General features: G+C 61.3%; 13 protein-coding genes. 6 read left to right on the plus strand and 7 right to left on the minus strand.

Annotated features, from left to right (window positions below; genetic code table 11):
• Positions 1-4: 4 nt before the first annotated feature.
• Entirely contained in the window at positions 5-2,110 is a 2,106-nt protein-coding gene (locus NIBR502773_RS11945; protein ID WP_115487481.1) for a mechanosensitive ion channel family protein, read from the minus strand.
• 243 nt (positions 2,111-2,353) lie between these two features.
• Between NIBR502773_RS11945 and NIBR502773_RS11950 the strand changes: the two genes are divergently transcribed.
• From NIBR502773_RS11950 to NIBR502773_RS11965, 4 genes are read left to right on the plus strand one after another with little or no spacing between them, the layout of a single operon-like run.
• The gene (locus tag NIBR502773_RS11950) at positions 2,354-3,280 is read left to right on the plus strand and encodes a DUF72 domain-containing protein (protein WP_141156122.1); all 927 of its coding nucleotides are present in this window, start codon (positions 2,354-2,356) and stop codon (positions 3,278-3,280) included.
• Complete coding sequence (locus NIBR502773_RS11955) at positions 3,277-4,053, plus strand: endonuclease/exonuclease/phosphatase family protein (RefSeq protein ID WP_141156123.1); 777 nt, start codon at positions 3,277-3,279, stop codon at positions 4,051-4,053. Before NIBR502773_RS11950 ends, NIBR502773_RS11955 begins: the two co-directional genes overlap by 4 nt.
• On the plus strand, positions 4,050-5,312 hold the full coding sequence (clsB, locus tag NIBR502773_RS11960; protein ID WP_141156124.1) for a cardiolipin synthase ClsB: 1,263 nt from the start codon (positions 4,050-4,052) through the stop codon (positions 5,310-5,312). Before NIBR502773_RS11955 ends, clsB begins: the two co-directional genes overlap by 4 nt.
• The gene (locus NIBR502773_RS11965) at positions 5,302-6,258 is read left to right on the plus strand and encodes a lysylphosphatidylglycerol synthase domain-containing protein (protein ID WP_141156125.1); all 957 of its coding nucleotides are present in this window, start codon (positions 5,302-5,304) and stop codon (positions 6,256-6,258) included. The genes clsB and NIBR502773_RS11965 overlap by 11 nt, the downstream gene beginning before the upstream one ends.
• Positions 6,259-6,263: 5 nt before the next feature.
• Here the strand turns inward: NIBR502773_RS11965 and NIBR502773_RS11970 are convergent, their stop codons facing one another.
• From NIBR502773_RS11970 to NIBR502773_RS11980, 3 genes are all read right to left on the minus strand, one after another.
• Entirely contained in the window at positions 6,264-7,019 is a 756-nt protein-coding gene (locus tag NIBR502773_RS11970) for a S9 family peptidase (RefSeq protein WP_027605173.1), read from the minus strand.
• Entirely contained in the window at positions 7,009-8,118 is a 1,110-nt protein-coding gene (locus NIBR502773_RS11975) for a DUF3182 family protein (protein WP_115487476.1), read from the minus strand. The genes NIBR502773_RS11970 and NIBR502773_RS11975 overlap by 11 nt, the downstream gene beginning before the upstream one ends.
• Before the next feature lie 171 nt (positions 8,119-8,289).
• On the minus strand, positions 8,290-9,249 hold the full coding sequence (locus tag NIBR502773_RS11980) for a GlxA family transcriptional regulator (protein ID WP_098480845.1): 960 nt from the start codon (positions 9,247-9,249) through the stop codon (positions 8,290-8,292).
• Between the two features lie 96 nt (positions 9,250-9,345).
• Here NIBR502773_RS11980 and NIBR502773_RS11985 point away from each other — a divergent pair, with 96 nt between their 5' ends.
• A complete protein-coding gene (locus tag NIBR502773_RS11985) occupies positions 9,346-9,909 on the plus strand; it encodes a cysteine hydrolase family protein (RefSeq protein ID WP_141156126.1) in 564 nt (187 codons plus the stop codon).
• A gap of 21 nt (positions 9,910-9,930) precedes the next feature.
• On the opposite strand, the gene tam is transcribed toward NIBR502773_RS11985, so the two are convergent.
• The 3 genes from tam to NIBR502773_RS12000 form a co-directional block, all read right to left on the minus strand.
• Complete coding sequence (tam, locus tag NIBR502773_RS11990) at positions 9,931-10,692, minus strand: trans-aconitate 2-methyltransferase (RefSeq protein WP_141156127.1); 762 nt, start codon at positions 10,690-10,692, stop codon at positions 9,931-9,933.
• A 205-nt stretch (positions 10,693-10,897) separates the two neighbouring features.
• Positions 10,898-11,413 (minus strand): single-stranded DNA-binding protein, encoded by a 516-nt coding sequence (locus NIBR502773_RS11995; RefSeq protein ID WP_003232445.1) that lies wholly within the window; start codon positions 11,411-11,413, stop codon positions 10,898-10,900.
• 9 nt (positions 11,414-11,422) lie between these two features.
• Positions 11,423-12,817 (minus strand): MFS transporter, encoded by a 1,395-nt coding sequence (locus NIBR502773_RS12000; RefSeq protein ID WP_015886131.1) that lies wholly within the window; start codon positions 12,815-12,817, stop codon positions 11,423-11,425.
• A 178-nt stretch (positions 12,818-12,995) separates the two neighbouring features.
• On the opposite strand from NIBR502773_RS12000, the gene uvrA reads away from it, so the two are divergent.
• The gene (gene uvrA, locus NIBR502773_RS12005) at positions 12,996-15,830 is read left to right on the plus strand and encodes an excinuclease ABC subunit UvrA (RefSeq protein ID WP_098480843.1); all 2,835 of its coding nucleotides are present in this window, start codon (positions 12,996-12,998) and stop codon (positions 15,828-15,830) included.
• The last annotated feature ends 30 nt before the right edge of the window (positions 15,831-15,860 follow it).

The raw sequence follows: 15,860 nt of genomic DNA on the forward strand, positions 1-15,860 counted from the left end.
GGCCTCATTGAGGCCTGGGCTGCTCCGTCAACACCACCGACGCCGGCATCTCTTCATCCGGCTCATCCACCTGGGATGTACGCTTGGGCAACAGCACCTGCTGTGGATAAGTCTGCGCGAAGTGCACCTCATCGCAGTTATCCACAAGCTTTTTCAAACGCTGGTTGAACGCACGGCTCACCGCGTATTGCCCACCCGACACGGTACGGAACTGCGCCGTGAGCACCACGCCATTGAGGTCCATCTTGTCGACGCCAAACACCTCCAGCGGCCCTTGCAGGTTGTACTTGAGGAACACATCGTCGCGGATCGACTGCCCGGCCTCGCGGATCAGCTCCACGGCCTTGTCCACATCGGTGTCGTAGGTGAACTGCACCGAGAAGAACGCATAGGCAAATTGCCGCGACTGGTTGGTGACCGCCTTGATCTGCCCGAACGGTACCGAGTGCACAAAGCCCTTGCCGTCGCGCAGGCGCAGGGTGCGGATGGTCAGGCCTTCGACGGTGCCGGCATGGCCGGAGTCGAGCACCACCCAGTCGCCGATGGACAAGGTGTCTTCGATGATGATGAACAGGCCGGTGATCACGTCCTGCACCAATTGCTGGGAGCCGAAACCAATCGCCAGGCCGACCACACCGGCCCCCGCCAGCAACGGCGCGACGTTGATGCCCAGGTTGGCCATGGTGGTGATTGCGCAGATCACCACCAGGATGATTTTGATCGCATTGCGCAGCAGCGGCAGGATGGTCTTCACCCTTGTGCTGGGCTGGCGGTTGGAGCGTTTGTTCACCGGCGGTTTCAACGCTTCCTGGATCGCCGTGTCGAGTACGACCCAGAACAACCAGGTCATCAACAGGATCAGGCCGATGCTGCTGAGGGAGTCGCTGATCGCACGGCCTACCGAGTTGCGCTGGGCAAATTCGAACAGCGATACGCCCCAGATGCGCCCGAGGATTTCGATAAAGGCGATGGCCATGACGATACGCAGGATCGCGTGCAAGAGGCTGAGGAAACGCTCCTTGTAGGCACTGCTGCGCTGGATCGCCACCTGGCTGCGGGACTTGAACAGGTGTTGCAGCACCGTGCTCAGGAATACCGTGCCGATCAACAGAATCGTGGTGAACAGCGCGCAGCGCAGGGCTTTCTGGTTGTCGTCGCCGGCGCCAATCAGGTTGATCGCCGAGACCAGCACCATCAACAGGATCGGCCAGTACCAAAGGCCAGAAAATACCCGCAGCGACTGCTGCAACGCCGGGTGTTTCAGGCGCTGGGCCAGCGGTCGATTACGGATCAGGTGGGCCACCGGGCGGCGCAGGCGCACCACCAGCACGCCAAAGATCACCGCCGCGAACAGGCCGGTAAACACCGCGATACTGCTGGTGATATTGCCGCCGAGCTGGCGGGCGATCTGCGGACTGGTCAGGGCGTCGCTGAGGGCGGCGAGGAAGCCGATCAGGAACAGCGGCTTGGGGCAGTAGTCGCGAATGATCTGCACCGCCGGCCGCTTATGACCGACGTTGAACATCACAATCACGCACAGCAGCATCGACGTGGAGAAGATGCCGCTGCTGGTCGCATAGGCAAAGCACAGCGCCAGGGCGCGACCTATGGACGTGGGCAGGAAGTGACTGACATAGAGCGTCAGCGGCAGGCAGATCAACGCCGGGATCGTGTAGGGCACCACATAACCCAGTACACCTTGCAGGCGCCCGCGGCGCTCGACGAACGGGCGCCGGTTCAAGCGCCGCACGATAAAGCGCCCCAGCAACGTCAACAGCGCGAAGGCGCCAATCCACACACTGGACAGCAGCAGGAAGTCGCCGGCCACGCTCCACGGCGAACGCTCCGACGTCTGGTCAACCAACCGGCCGACTTCATCCGCCGCGCGGTCCGCGCGTAAACGCCAGGCATCAACAAGGTTCTGATTGAGGTCGAGCTTGTTCTGCACATCATCGATGCTGGAACTGATGGCACCGAGCAATCCACCCTCCACCAGCAACTCCGGTTTGGCCGGCGCCTCGGGCTCCGGCGCGGTGGCCGCGGCGTACAGTGCGCCGCTGCCGCAGAACAGCAGCGCGCCGAGCAGTAATGCAGTCTTTAGATTCAGCAAAACACCGGGCTCCTTCAGAAGGGTCTGTAAGGAACTGACGGATTTGAGCACTGATCGTTCCCCTGTTTCAGCATCTTTGCCCCTTGGGCAACTATCAAATGCGGCCTGCATGCCGGGGTGAGGCGTGGTGGCCCTTGGCACAGTTTTGAACCTGCACCGTCTGTAGGACGGTGGAAACTTTCGCGCAAATTGCACGGTCATCCCAAAACGGAGGTCAATCGACCCACATCGACGGGAGTAACCATGGCGGCGATTCATATCGGCATTTCCGGCTGGCGCTACACGCCTTGGCGGGGGGATTTCTACCCCGAGGGGCTGACCCAGAAACGCGAGCTGCAGTTTGCGTCACGCGCCGTCAACAGCATCGAGATCAACGGTTCGTTCTACGCGCTGCAAACTCCCAAGCGTTACGCCGAGTGGTATGCCCAGACGCCTGAAGACTTCATGTTCAGTGTCAAGGCACCGCGCTACATCACGCATATCCTGCGCCTGCAGGATGTGCACAAGCCGATGGCGAACTTCTGCGCCTCCGGAGTGCTGGAGCTGAAAGACAAACTCGGCCCGATCCTGTGGCAGTTTCCGCCCAGCTTTAAATTCGATCCGCTGCTGTTCGAAGCCTTCCTCGCCGAATTGCCCACCGACACCCGGCAGGCCGCCACCCTCGCCCACCAGCATGAGCCGCGCCTGAACGGCAAGGCCAGCCTGCAGGCCCACGGCAAGCGCGCCCTGCGCCACGCGGTGGAGATTCGTCATAACAGTTTCGCGGTGCCGGAGTTTGTGCAGATGCTGGAAAAGCACGGCGTGGCGCTGGTGGTGGCAGACACCGCCGGCAAGTGGCCGTATCTCGAAGATGTTACCGCCAACTTCATGTACTTGCGTTTGCACGGCGACAAGCAGCTGTACGCCAGCGGTTATACCGATGAAGCCCTCAAGCGCTGGGGCGATCGCATCGAACGTTGGGCCCACGGCAAGCAACCGGCCGATGCGCACCTGGCCGCCCCGCAGCACAAACCGCGCGCCCGCAAACAGCGGGATGTGTTTTGCTTTTTCGACAATGACATCAAAGTGCGTGCGCCCTTCGATGCACGCCACTTGCTGCAGCGTTTCGGGCTGGACAGGCAGCTTTCCACCGAGCCCGGCAAGTTGCCTGACCCGGGGGTGTTGCCATGACGCATCCGGAATGGGTCCCCATTACGCCCACCGTCGCCATCACCCACTTCACGGTGCTGACGGTCAATATCCACAAGGGCTTCACCGCCTTGAACCGACGTTTCATCCTGCCGGAACTGCGCGAAGCAGTACGCAGTGTGGGCGCTGATATGGTGTTCCTGCAGGAAATCCACGGCACCCACGAGCGCCATCCCCAGCGCTACAGCGACTGGCCGAACATGCCGCAGTACGAGTTCCTCGCCGACAGCATCTGGCCGCAGTTCGCCTACGGGCGCAACGCGGTCTACCCCCATGGCGATCATGGCAATGCGTTGCTGTCGAAATTCCAGATCGTGAGTTACGACAACCTCGACATATCCCAAAGCGGCCATGAAAACCGCGGCCTGCTGCATTGTGTGCTGCGCCTGCCGGGCACCGGGCAGGAGGTGCATGCAATCTGCATCCACCTGGGCTTGCGCGAGGTGCATCGCCAGCAGCAATTGCGCTTGTTGGAGCAGCGTATCAGCGAGATCCCGGCGGATGCGCCGTTGGTGGTGGCCGGCGATTTCAATGACTGGCGCCAACGCGCCGACCTCAGCCAGAGCGGCCTGCAGGAAGTCTTCATGCAGGCCCACGGCAAACTCGCACGCACCTTTCCGGCGCGCCTGCCGCTGCTGGCACTGGACCGCATCTATGTGCGCAATCTAAAGATTCATAACCCCAAGGTGCTGACCACCCGCCCCTGGTCCCATCTGTCAGACCACGTGCCCCTGTCGGTGGAGATTGAACTATGAACATTGCCGTTGAGCACATTGCTACCGACCAGCCGCCGGATGAAGCCAAGGCCCGCGACGTCGATTACGGCTGGCAGCCGGACAACCGGCTCGAGTTGCTGGAGAACGGCGAGGCCTACTTTCCCAAAGTGTTCGACGCCTTGCGCGGGGCGCAGCGGGAAATCCTGCTGGAGACCTTTATCCTCTTCGAAGACAAGGTCGGCCATGAGCTGCAACGCATCTTGATCGACGCGGCGCAGCGTGGGGTCAAGGTGGTGGTCAGCCTGGATGGCTTTGGCTGCGGCGAACTGAGCCCCGCTTTTCTCGGCGAATTGGCCCAGGCCGGGGTGGCCGTGCAGATGTTTGACCCGGCGTCCAAGACCCTGGGTATTCGCACCAACTGGTTTCGCCGCCTGCACCGCAAGATCGTGGTGGTGGATGCCGCCGTGGCGTTTATCGGCGGGATCAATTTTTCTGCCGATCACCTGGGGGATTTCGGCCCCGAGGCCAAGCAGGATTACGCGGTGCAGGTGATAGGCCCGGCGGTGGCCGACCTGCATCATTTCGCCCTCGCCCAAAGCGGCCGCCAGGTGCGCACGCGGCGCGGTTGGCGACGGCGCCAGCAACGGCCATCGCCTTGGCCGACCGATACAGGCGACGGCCTGGTGCGCCTGATTTACCGCGACAATCTGCAACACCGCGACGACATTGAAGAGGCCTACATCCATGCCTTGAGCAAAGCCCAGGAACGCGCGGTGATTGCCAATGCCTACTTCTTCCCCGGTTACCGCTTGCTGCGCGAGATCCGCAATGCGGCGCGCCGTGGCGTGAAGGTGAAATTGATCATGCAGGGCCAGCCCGATGTGCTGCTGGCCAAGCTGGCCGCGCGCATGCTCTACGACTACTTGCTCAAGGATGGTGTGGTGATTCATGAATATTGCCAGCGTCCGCTGCACGGCAAGGTTGCGCTGGTGGATGACGAGTGGAGCACCGTGGGTTCGAGCAACCTCGACCCGTTGAGCCTGTCGCTGAACCTGGAGGCCAACGTGCTGATTCGTGACCGGGCGTTCAATCAGCAACTGTACGAACGCCTGGACGTACTCGCCAAGGAGCATTGCCAGACCATGCCGGAAAACCGCAAGCCGCGCCTGTGGCTATGGCGATTGACCGTCGGTTTCTTGGTGTTCCATGTGATGCGCCACTTCCCCGCGCTGACCGGCTGGTTGCCGGCGCACAAGCCACGGTTGAAACCCTTCGAGGCTCGAACCCATGACATCTGAAGCCAACGGTTCCCGCTTCAAGCGCTGGAAGAAACCGCTGACCGTGGCGTTCTTCGTGCTGCTGATCGTGCTGCTCACCCTGCTCGCAAGGCGTATCGACTGGAGCGAAGTGTTCCAGACCCTGGGCGATTTCAAGCTGCGCACCCTGCTGATCGCGGGCACGCTGACGTTATGCAGCTTTATCGTCTACGCCTGCTTCGACTTGATCGGCCGCACCTACATTCGCCAACCGCTGCGCTGGAAGCAGATCCTGCCCGTCGGAATCATCAGCTATGCGTTCAATCTGAACCTGAGTGCCTGGGTCGGCGGAATCGCCATGCGCTATCGGCTGTATTCGCGGCTGGGGGTGAGCACCGGCAATATCGCCAAGATTCTCGGGCTGAGCCTGGCCACCAATTGGTTCGGTTATATGGCATTGGCCGGGGTGGTGTTCAGCAGCGGCCTGGTGACCATGCCGCCGGGCTGGAAGCTCAGCAGCGGCGCCCTGCAGGGCGTGGGTGTGCTGTTGGTGCTGGCGAGCCTGGGCTATCTGGCGGCGTGCCAATTCTCGACAAAACGTGCATGGTCGATTCGCGGCATCGAGATCAACCTGCCGTCGCTGCGCATGGCCTGCCTGCAGTTGGCATTGGGCGCGTTGAACTGGTCGCTGATGGCGGCGGTGATTTTCACCTTGTTGCCCGCCAAGCTGGACTACCCGCTGGTGCTGGGCGTGCTGCTGATCAGCGCGATCGCCGGTGTCATCACCCATATCCCCGCCGGGCTCGGGGTACTGGAAGCGGTGTTTATCGCACTGCTGCAACATGAAGCGTCGCGCGGCAGTTTGCTGGCCGGGCTGATCGCCTATCGCGCCATCTACTTTATCCTGCCGCTGCTGATCGCTCTGGTGATGTACCTCGGTGTCGAGGCCAAAGCCAAGGCACTACGGGTGAAGAAAACACCGGCATGATCGCGTTACTGGGACTGGATGATGCTCAACCGCTCGCCCACCACCATCTCGGTGATCCAGTCCACCAGGATCGAGGTGTAGGCTTGCTGTGACACTGGATCGCTCAGGGAGTGGTCGGCACCATCGATGATGCGGTGCGTCAGGGAGTGCGTGTGCTGGCACGCCGCGCGGTAGCTCATGATGGTGGCGTGGGGCACATGGTCGTCGGTTTCCGATTCGACAATCAGCACATCACCGGTAAATTGCGCGCAGGCCTGCAGCGCGCGGTTGGTTTCGGCGTGCACCAGGGTGCTGCGGTAATCCATCAGGTCGGCCTTATCGAGGTCACGCTTGGGCTTGAGCCATTCCTGGTCGCGGTACAGCGCCGGCACGCGCAGCGCCAGCCAGCGCACCGGGCGCAATGAGGTGAGAATCGCCGCCAGGTAGCCGCCGTAGCTGGTGCCCACCACCGCCACCGCCGAGGTGTCGATGGCCGGGTGCGAGAGCAGTCGGTCGTAGGCCGCCAGCAGATCGCGCAGGTTGTCTTCACGGGTCACGCGGGACAACGGGATACCTGTGCCCGCGTGGCCACGCAGATCGAACGTCAGGCACACGCATCCCAAGCCGGCGATACCTTTGGCGCGCTCCAGGTCGCGCTCCTGGCTACCGCCCCAGCCGTGCACGAATAACACCCCCGGCACCTTCGATTTGGGGCTGAGGAACGTGCCGCTCATCTGTTCGTCGTCGATGTCGATCGCAATGCTTTCGCTTCTAGCCGTCATAAGATTTAACCGTCACATACTTGAGAAGAAAGTCGCTGTTTTCCGCCGGGCCTCGGTACACCTCGATAGCATCCGCGGGCAGCGCCTGGTCCACGTAGGTCTCTACCGAAGACACATGAATGGCCTTGAGGCCCGGGTGGTTGATAAAGCTCTGCAGCGCCGCGACTTCCGCGCTGCTGGCGCCACCCATGCGCCAGGATTGTTCAAGCACACCACTGCGCCGCTGGCCGTCGCTGTCGAGGCCCTGGGCGATATCGTAGTTGCGCCGGGACGCGTAGAAACCCGGGTAAGCCTCATCGGCGGCCGCGTCAAAGACCTGGGCTTGCTCGATGGCTTGGCGCACGTCGCCGGGCAGCTCGAGCTTGAGCAAATCGTCATAACCGCCAGGCACCACCAGCAGGTTGGAGCCACCGTAGACCTCCTCGCCCTGTCCGTCCTGGGTCAGGTATTGCTCGCCGCAGTAGCTGATGACGTGATCGCCGATAAAACTCTGGCCCACACTATGGGTGACCACATCGTGCAGGTCTTGTTCCAGCACCACGCCTTCGCTGAACATCCGGGCCGCTTCGGGGCGCGCCAGCACGGCCTCGAACTCATCCAGGCTGTGGATAACTTCCTGGCCGCGCCCGGCGCAGGCATGCACCGGTTTCAGGCGGATCGGCCCGCTGTAGAGCAAGCGTTTGGCGGCTTCCCGTGCATCGTTGAGCGCAAATACGCTCAGGCCGTCCAGCACAACGTCGCGCACGCGCTCGCAGAACAACGGCGACCAGCCTTCGGGGGCCGCGGCGTCCGGGCCCAGCAGGCCGTGACTGATGGCTTTGGTGCCGATGAAATCATGCTCCACATAACCGCCCCACAGGTCTTCGGGACCCTTGATATCAAGGGCCCGCGCCTGTGCAGGGCCAATCAGTGTTTGCGTGGGAAGCAGGTAGCGTTCACAGCCGGCGTGTTTGCGTGGATCGTAATCACCGCCGTACTTGAGCCCAAGGATTTGCGCCAGCCAGCGCGCAAGGGCTCGGTTGGTTTCGACTTCATGCCGGGGAGCGCCCTCTCGCGTGGAGTGAGCGACTACCCATTTCTTGCGTTGAGTCGGGGTCATGCATCCCCCTTGGCCATCCCGCCATGTGTGTGGGTGGAAGGTTGCAGGGATCAGGCCAAGGCAGGTTCAAAAGTGAGGGGTTTGAAATCAATCACTTGCGCAAAAAGCGATAGCAGTTGGCCTGTATTATTCTGCACGACACCTCCTTGACCGTGGGGCGTTCTGCACGATTCACACACCAAAACGGCTGCGGTAATCACTGGGGGCCAAACCGGTGATCTTCTTGAAGGTGGCGCGAAATGCACCAGGGTCCTGATACCCCACGGTCCAGGCGATGTGGTCGATGGTGGCGGTGGTGAACTCGAGCATTTGCCGCGCCTTGCCAACACGTAAATGCTGGCAGTATTCGGTGGGCTTCAATCCCGTGGCACTGCGAAAACGCCGTAGGAACGTGCGCTCTTCCAACCCCGCCTCTTGCGCCATGGCGGCCACGGACACATCCACCGCGCCACTGGCTTGCAACCAATGCTGGACCTTGAGGATGGCCGCATCGCCGTGGCTGAGGATCGGCGCAAAGTTGCTGCCGCACTGACTGGCACTGTCGCTGTGCTCGATCACCAGGAAACGCGCGGTAGCGGCGGCGACGCTGGGGCCCATCAGGCGGTCGACCAGGCGCAGGCCCAGTTCGGACCAGGCCATCAGCCCGGCGGTGGTGATCAGGTCGCCGTCATCGACGATCGGTTTATCCGCCTCAAGGCGTACGGCCGGATAACGGGTCGCGAAGGATTTGGCTGAGGACCAATGGGTGGTGGCGCTGCGCCCGTCCAACAGACCGCTGCGCGCCAGCAGGATCGAACCGATGCACACGCCACCGAGCACAGTGCCCGCAGCGTGTTGCTGGCGAATCCACTCGAGCAGCGCGGGCGGCGCCTGGTCTTCGGTGAACTCGCCGATTGAAGGCGGCACCAGCACCGCCATCATCGGTTGCTCAGGCCCTGGGTGGCTGTCGAATACCCGCGTGGGTGTGCCATCGCCATCCACCTGCCAGTGGCTCACCCGCAGCAACGGCAGCTGTGCGGATTGATGCTCGGCGGCGATCCGGTTGGCGACACCGAACAGATCGGTCAGCCCATGCACCGCTGCCAACTGCGCACCGTGGTAGATCAACACGCCCAGCTCAACAACCGCCATTGTCAGTTTTCCCCCTGTTATTGTCGGTGCAGCCAATCCCCCGCTGCGGCGCCAGCTAACATACTGGCCCCATCAACCCATCACGAGGCAATACCCATGGCCAAGCAAGCGCTCATCCTAATCGATATCCAGAACGACTACTTCCCTCAAGGCAAGTGGCCGCTCGATGGCGTGGAAGCCGCCGCGGACAAGGCTGCGCAGGTGCTCCAGGCGTTTCGCCAGAACGGGGATGCAGTGATTCATGTGCGCCATGAGTTCACATCCGAGGATGCACCGTTTTTCACGCCGAACTCTGAGGGTGCCTATTTGCACCCCAAGGTGCTGAACGAGGGCAGCGAGCCGGTGGTGCTTAAACATTTCGTGAATGCGTTCCGCGAAACCCCTCTACGCGCCCTGCTGGAGCAGCGCAGCATCACCGAACTGGTGGTGGTCGGCAGCATGAGCCATATGTGCATCGATGCGGTGGTGCGGGCCGCAGCGGACCTGGGCTACAAGGTCACGGTGATTCATGACGCGTGCGCCACCCGCGACCTGGAATTCAACGGGCAGGTGATTCCGGCGGCGCAGGTGCATGGCGCGTATATGGCGTCGTTGGCATTTGGCTACGCGGGCGTAGTGTCGGCGGATGAGTATTTGAAGGCGCAAGCAGCAGCGGCGTAAGCGCTGCTTGCTTCTGTGCCGTCAGCGGGTCGCGATGATAAAGAGGCGCGGGAAGGGTAGTAATACAGTGCCATCACCTAGTGCTGGATAAGCCTGTGTAATCCGCGCCTGGTATTCCTGTAGGAAGGCGGCTTTTTCGCTATCGCTCAGTGGCGCGAGAAAGGGTCGCAAGCCTGAGCCCTTGAACCACTCCACCACAGCGGCATGATCCGACAGCGGGTGCTGGTACGTGGTGTGCCACACATCCACGGTACTGCAGTGTTGGCTCAGCAACTCGTAGTAGTAGCTCACCGAGTGGCGCTCATTGTGTTGGAACGCGCCGATCTTTGCCGCCCATGGGCCATCTGCCGCCACTTCGCGCGCCAGCCGGTGGGCGGGTTCATTGAGGTTGTCTGGGGTTTGTACGGCGAGCGTGCCGCCAGGCGCCAGCTGGTCGACCAGATGCGGATAGAGCGTGGAATGGTTTGGCAGCCATTGCAGCGAGGCGTTGGCGAGGATCACGTCGAATGTCTGCGACGGACTCCAGGCACCGATGTCCGCCAGCTCAAAGTTCAGCGCGGGCAGGCGTTTGCGGGCGTCGACCAGCATATCCTCGGAACTGTCCAGGCCCGTCACCTGCGCCTGCGGGAAACGTTCGGTCAATACTTGGGTGGAGTTGCCGGGGCCGCAACCCAGGTCCACCGCTGTGTGCACCGCGGTATTCGGAATGGCCGCGACCAGGTCACGGACCGGACGAGTACGTTGTTGTTCAAACATCGTGTATTGCTTGGCAGACCAGGTCATCGCGGCTCTCCTTGTTCTGTGGAAGTGGGTTACAGCCTAAATCGAGTGGCCCCTGAGGACAAATGTCGGGGCCGGCGATCGTTCCATCCCATGATTTAATCCGTTGCGGGTGCAGCTTCATGCATCACGAAATTACAAAAAAGCCCCGAGAGCAGGGCTCACGGGGCTTTTTGGGAAAGCGATACGGATTGCGCCGAGCGATATCCTAGAACGGAATATCGTCATCAAAGCTGTCGAAATCCGGAGCTGGCTGCGGAGCGGCCTGTTGCGGCGCTGGACGCGACTCACGCTGTGGCTGCTGGCTTGGCTGCGGACGCGACTGCTGTGGACGCGGTGCCGAGTTGGACATACCGCCCTGGCCTTGTTGGTCGCCCTGTGGACGACCGCCCAGCAGTTGCATGGTGCCTTGCATGTCGACCACGATTTCAGTGGTGTAACGCTTGATGCCGTCTTTTTCCCACTCGCGGGTTTGCAGCTTGCCTTCGATGTAGACCTGCGAACCTTTGCGCAGGTATTCACCGGCGATCTCTGCCACCTTGCCGAACATCGACACACGGTGCCATTCGGTTTTCTCGACCTTCTGGCCGGTCTGCTTGTCGGTCCACTGTTCGCTGGTCGCCAGACTCAGGTTGGTCACGGCGTTACCGTTAGGCAAGTAGCGAACTTCGGGATCCTGGCCGCATGTACCGACCAATATGACTTTGTTAACCCCACGGGCCATAACGTTCTCCTATGCTGGGCGCGCTGTCGGCACTGGGTTGACCAGTTGCTCGAGCGTCGCGCGATCCAATAATTCGGTGTCCAATTTGATGTAAATGGCCGCCTCTTCCGCGACCACGACAGCATCCGTTACCCCTACGACGGCCTTCAGGCGCTCTACCAGGCCGCTTTCACGGATCGCCTCAGGCGATAGTGGCAAACGCAGACTTGTGACGTAGGGAGGTTCGCGCATGGTAACAGCAAAGGCCAACCAAAGTGCAGCCAGCCCGGCGCATCCAAGGAACACAACCGACAAACCGCCATGCTGGAACATCCAGCCGCCCATGATGCCGCCCAACGCCGAACCCAGGAACTGGCTGGTGGAATACACGCCCATCGCCGTGCCCTTGCCGCCGGCCGGTGAAACTTTACTGATCAGCGAAGGCAACGAAGCCTCCAGCAGGTTGAACGCGGTGAAGAACACCACCGTACCGATAACCAGCGCCCGTAGGCTGTCGCCGAACTGCCAGAAGAATAGTTCAGTGAGCATCAATGTCGCGACGGCGCCGAGCAAAACTCGTTTCATTTTGCGTTTCTTCTCGCCATAGATGATGAACGGGATCATGGCGAAGAATGAAATCAGCAATGCGGTGAGGTAGACCCACCAGTGCTGTTCCTTGGGCAGCCCGGCTTTTTCCACCAGTGCCAGGGGCAAGGCGACGAAGCTGCACATCAGCATTGCGTGTAATACGAAGATACCTAAATCCAGGCGCAACAGATCCGGGTGCTTGAGCGTCGGCAACAGGGCCTTGCGTGCGACGCCCGACTCACGGTGCTGCAACGTGCCAGTGGAGCGCGGCACCATGAAGGCCACGATCACGATCCCGAACAACGCCATGCCGCCGGTGGCAAGGAACAAGCCGTGCAAGCCAAAGGCGCGCGTCAGCAACGGGCCCACGACCATGGCCACGGCGAACGACAGACCGATGGTCATGCCGATCATGGCCATGGCCTTGGTGCGATGCTGCTCACGGGTCAGGTCGGACAGCAGCGCCATGACGGCAGCGGAAATCGCCCCGGCACCTTGCAGGATGCGTCCGGCGATCACGCCCCAGATCGAATCGGATTGTGCCGCGAGCACGCTGCCGAGGGCGAAGACAATCAGCCCGAGGTAAATCACCGGACGCCGGCCAATCCGGTCGGAAATGATTCCGAACGGGATCTGAAAAATCGCCTGGGTCAGGCCATAGGCGCCAATCGCCAGGCCGATCAGTGCGGGGGTCGCGCCTGCCAGATCCATTCCATAGGTAGCCAGTACCGGCAACACCATGAACATGCCAAGCATACGGAACGCGAACACCAGGGCCAGACCGCTTGCTGCTCGGGTCTCGCCGCTACTCATGCGTTCGCTGTGGGGATCGTGCATGGAAAAACCTCGTGTGAACCGGCGGCGATTCTACCAGTCCCATCGATTGAGAGGGTATATGCGGCGCTTTGCCGCGCAGCTTTCATGTAAGGCTGCACCCGGCACTTTGACAGTGTATATTCATCCAGTCTTTAGCCGTATACTCCTGCATTATTTACGCCCGCCGTGCGAGGCCATCTTGGACAAGATCCTGATTCGTGGGGCTAGAACCCACAACCTGAAGAACATCGACCTGACCCTGCCCCGGGACAAACTGATCGTCATCACCGGCTTGTCCGGCTCCGGCAAATCGTCCCTGGCGTTCGACACGCTGTATGCCGAAGGTCAGCGTCGCTATGTGGAATCGCTGTCGGCCTATGCCCGGCAGTTCCTGTCGATGATGGAAAAGCCGGACGTCGACACCATTGAAGGCCTGTCGCCGGCGATTTCCATCGAACAGAAGTCGACCTCCCATAACCCACGCTCCACCGTGGGCACCATCACCGAAATCTACGACTACCTGCGCCTGCTGTACGCGCGGGTAGGCATCCCGCGCTGCCCGGACCACGACATTCCGCTGGAAGCCCAGACCGTCAGCCAGATGGTCGACCTGGTGCTGGCCCAACCGGAAGGTGCCAAGCTGATGCTGCTGGCGCCGGTGATTCGCGAGCGCAAGGGCGAACACCTCTCTGTATTCGAAGAGCTGCGTGCTCAAGGTTTCGTACGTGCGCGTATCAACGGCAAGCTCTATGAGCTGGACGAAGCGCCGAAACTCGACAAGCAGAAGAAGCACTCGATTGATGTAGTGGTCGATCGCTTCAAGGTGCGGTCCGACCTGCAGCAGCGTCTGGCGGAATCGTTCGAGACCGCGTTGAAGCTGGCGGATGGCATTGCCCTGGTGGCGCCAATGGATGACGAGCCGGGTGAAGAGATCATCTTCTCCGCGCGCTTTGCCTGCCCGATCTGTGGCCACGCCATCAGCGAGCTGGAGCCCAAGCTGTTCTCCTTCAACAACCCGGCCGGGGCCTGCCCGACCTGCGATGGCCTGGGCGTAAAGCAATTCTTCGACATCAAGCGCCTGGTCAACGGCGACCTGACATTGGCGGAGGGCGCGATACGCGGCTGGGACAGGCGTAACGTCTACTACTTCCAGATGCTCGGGTCGTTGGCGTCCCACTACAAGTTCAGCCTTGAAGTGCCGTTCAACCAACTGCCGGCAGACCAGCAGAAAGTCATCCTCAATGGCAGCGGCTCGCAGAACGTCGACTTCAAGTACCTGAACGACCGTGGCGACATCGTCAAGCGCTCACATCCGTTCGAAGGCATTGTCCCCAACCTGGAACGCCGCTACCGCGAGACTGAATCGGCGAGTGTGCGCGAAGAGCTGGCGAAATTCCTCAGCACCCAACCTTGCCCGGATTGCCGGGGCACTCGCCTGCGTCGTGAGGCGCGGCATGTATGGGTGGGTGAGAAGACGCTGCCGGCAGTGACCAACCTGCCGATCGGCGATGCCTGTGAATACTTTGGTGTGCTGAAGCTCACCGGGCGCCGTGGGGAAATTGCCGACAAGATCCTCAAGGAGATCCGCGAGCGCCTGCAGTTCCTGGTTAACGTTGGCCTGGACTATCTGTCGCTGGATCGCAGCGCAGATACGTTGTCCGGCGGTGAAGCGCAGCGGATTCGCCTGGCCAGCCAGATTGGTGCCGGCCTGGTGGGGGTGCTGTACATCCTCGATGAGCCTTCGATTGGTTTGCACCAGCGGGATAACGATCGTCTGCTGGGCACGCTGAAACATCTGCGGGATATCGGCAATACGGTGATCGTGGTCGAGCACGATGAAGACGCGATTCGCCTGGCGGACTACGTGGTCGATATTGGCCCAGGCGCCGGCGTGCATGGAGGACATATTGTCGCCGAGGGCACGCCTGCCGAGGTAATGGCACATCCCGACTCGTTGACCGGCAAGTACCTGTCCGGCCGCGTGAAGATCGCAGTGCCAGCCAAGCGTACACCGCGCAACAAGAAGATGGCGTTGCACCTCAAGGGCGCGCGCGGCAACAACTTGCGCAATGTTGACCTGGAAATACCACTGGGCCTGCTGACCTGCGTGACCGGTGTTTCCGGCTCAGGCAAGTCGACGCTGATCAACAACACGCTGTTCCCCTTGAGTGCCACCGCCTTGAACGGCGCCACAACCCTGGAAGCCGCCGCGCACGACAGCATCAAGGGTCTGGAACACCTGGACAAGGTCGTCGATATCGACCAGAGCCCGATTGGCCGCACACCGCGCTCCAACCCCGCGACCTACACCGGGTTGTTCACGCCTATTCGTGAGCTGTTTGCTGGCGTGCCGGAATCCCGTTCACGGGGCTACGGGCCAGGCCGGTTCTCGTTCAACGTCAAGGGCGGTCGCTGTGAAGCGTGCCAGGGCGATGGCCTGATCAAGGTGGAGATGCACTTCCTCCCGGACATCTACGTGCCGTGCGATGTGTGCAAGAGCAAGCGTTATAACCGCGAAACCCTGGAGATCAAGTACAAGGGCAAGAGCATCCATGAAACCCTCGAGATGACCATCGAGGAAGCGCGGGTGTTCTTTGATGCGGTTCCGGCGCTTGCGCGCAAGCTGCAGACGCTGATGGATGTGGGTCTGTCGTATATCAAGCTGGGGCAGTCGGCGACCACGCTGTCCGGTGGTGAGGCGCAGCGGGTTAAGCTGTCTCGCGAGCTATCCAAACGCGATACGGGCAAGACCTTGTATATCCTGGACGAACCGACAACTGGCTTGCACTTTGCGGATATTCAGCAATTGCTGGATGTGTTGCACCGCTTGCGCGATCACGGCAACACCGTGGTGGTGATCGAGCACAACCTGGATGTGATCAAGACGGCCGACTGGCTGGTGGATCTAGGGCCGGAAGGCGGATCCAAGGGCGGCCAGATCATTGCGGTGGGTACGCCGGAGCAGGTCTCCGAGATGCCACAATCGCATACGGGTTACTACTTGAAGCCATTGCTGGCGCGCGACCGGGCCTGATTTATCAGGCTCAATAAAAAGCCCCTGTCA

It is taken from the genome of Pseudomonas sp. NIBRBAC000502773, assembly GCF_006517195.1.
Lineage (GTDB): Bacteria > Pseudomonadota > Gammaproteobacteria > Pseudomonadales > Pseudomonadaceae > Aquipseudomonas > Aquipseudomonas marginalis.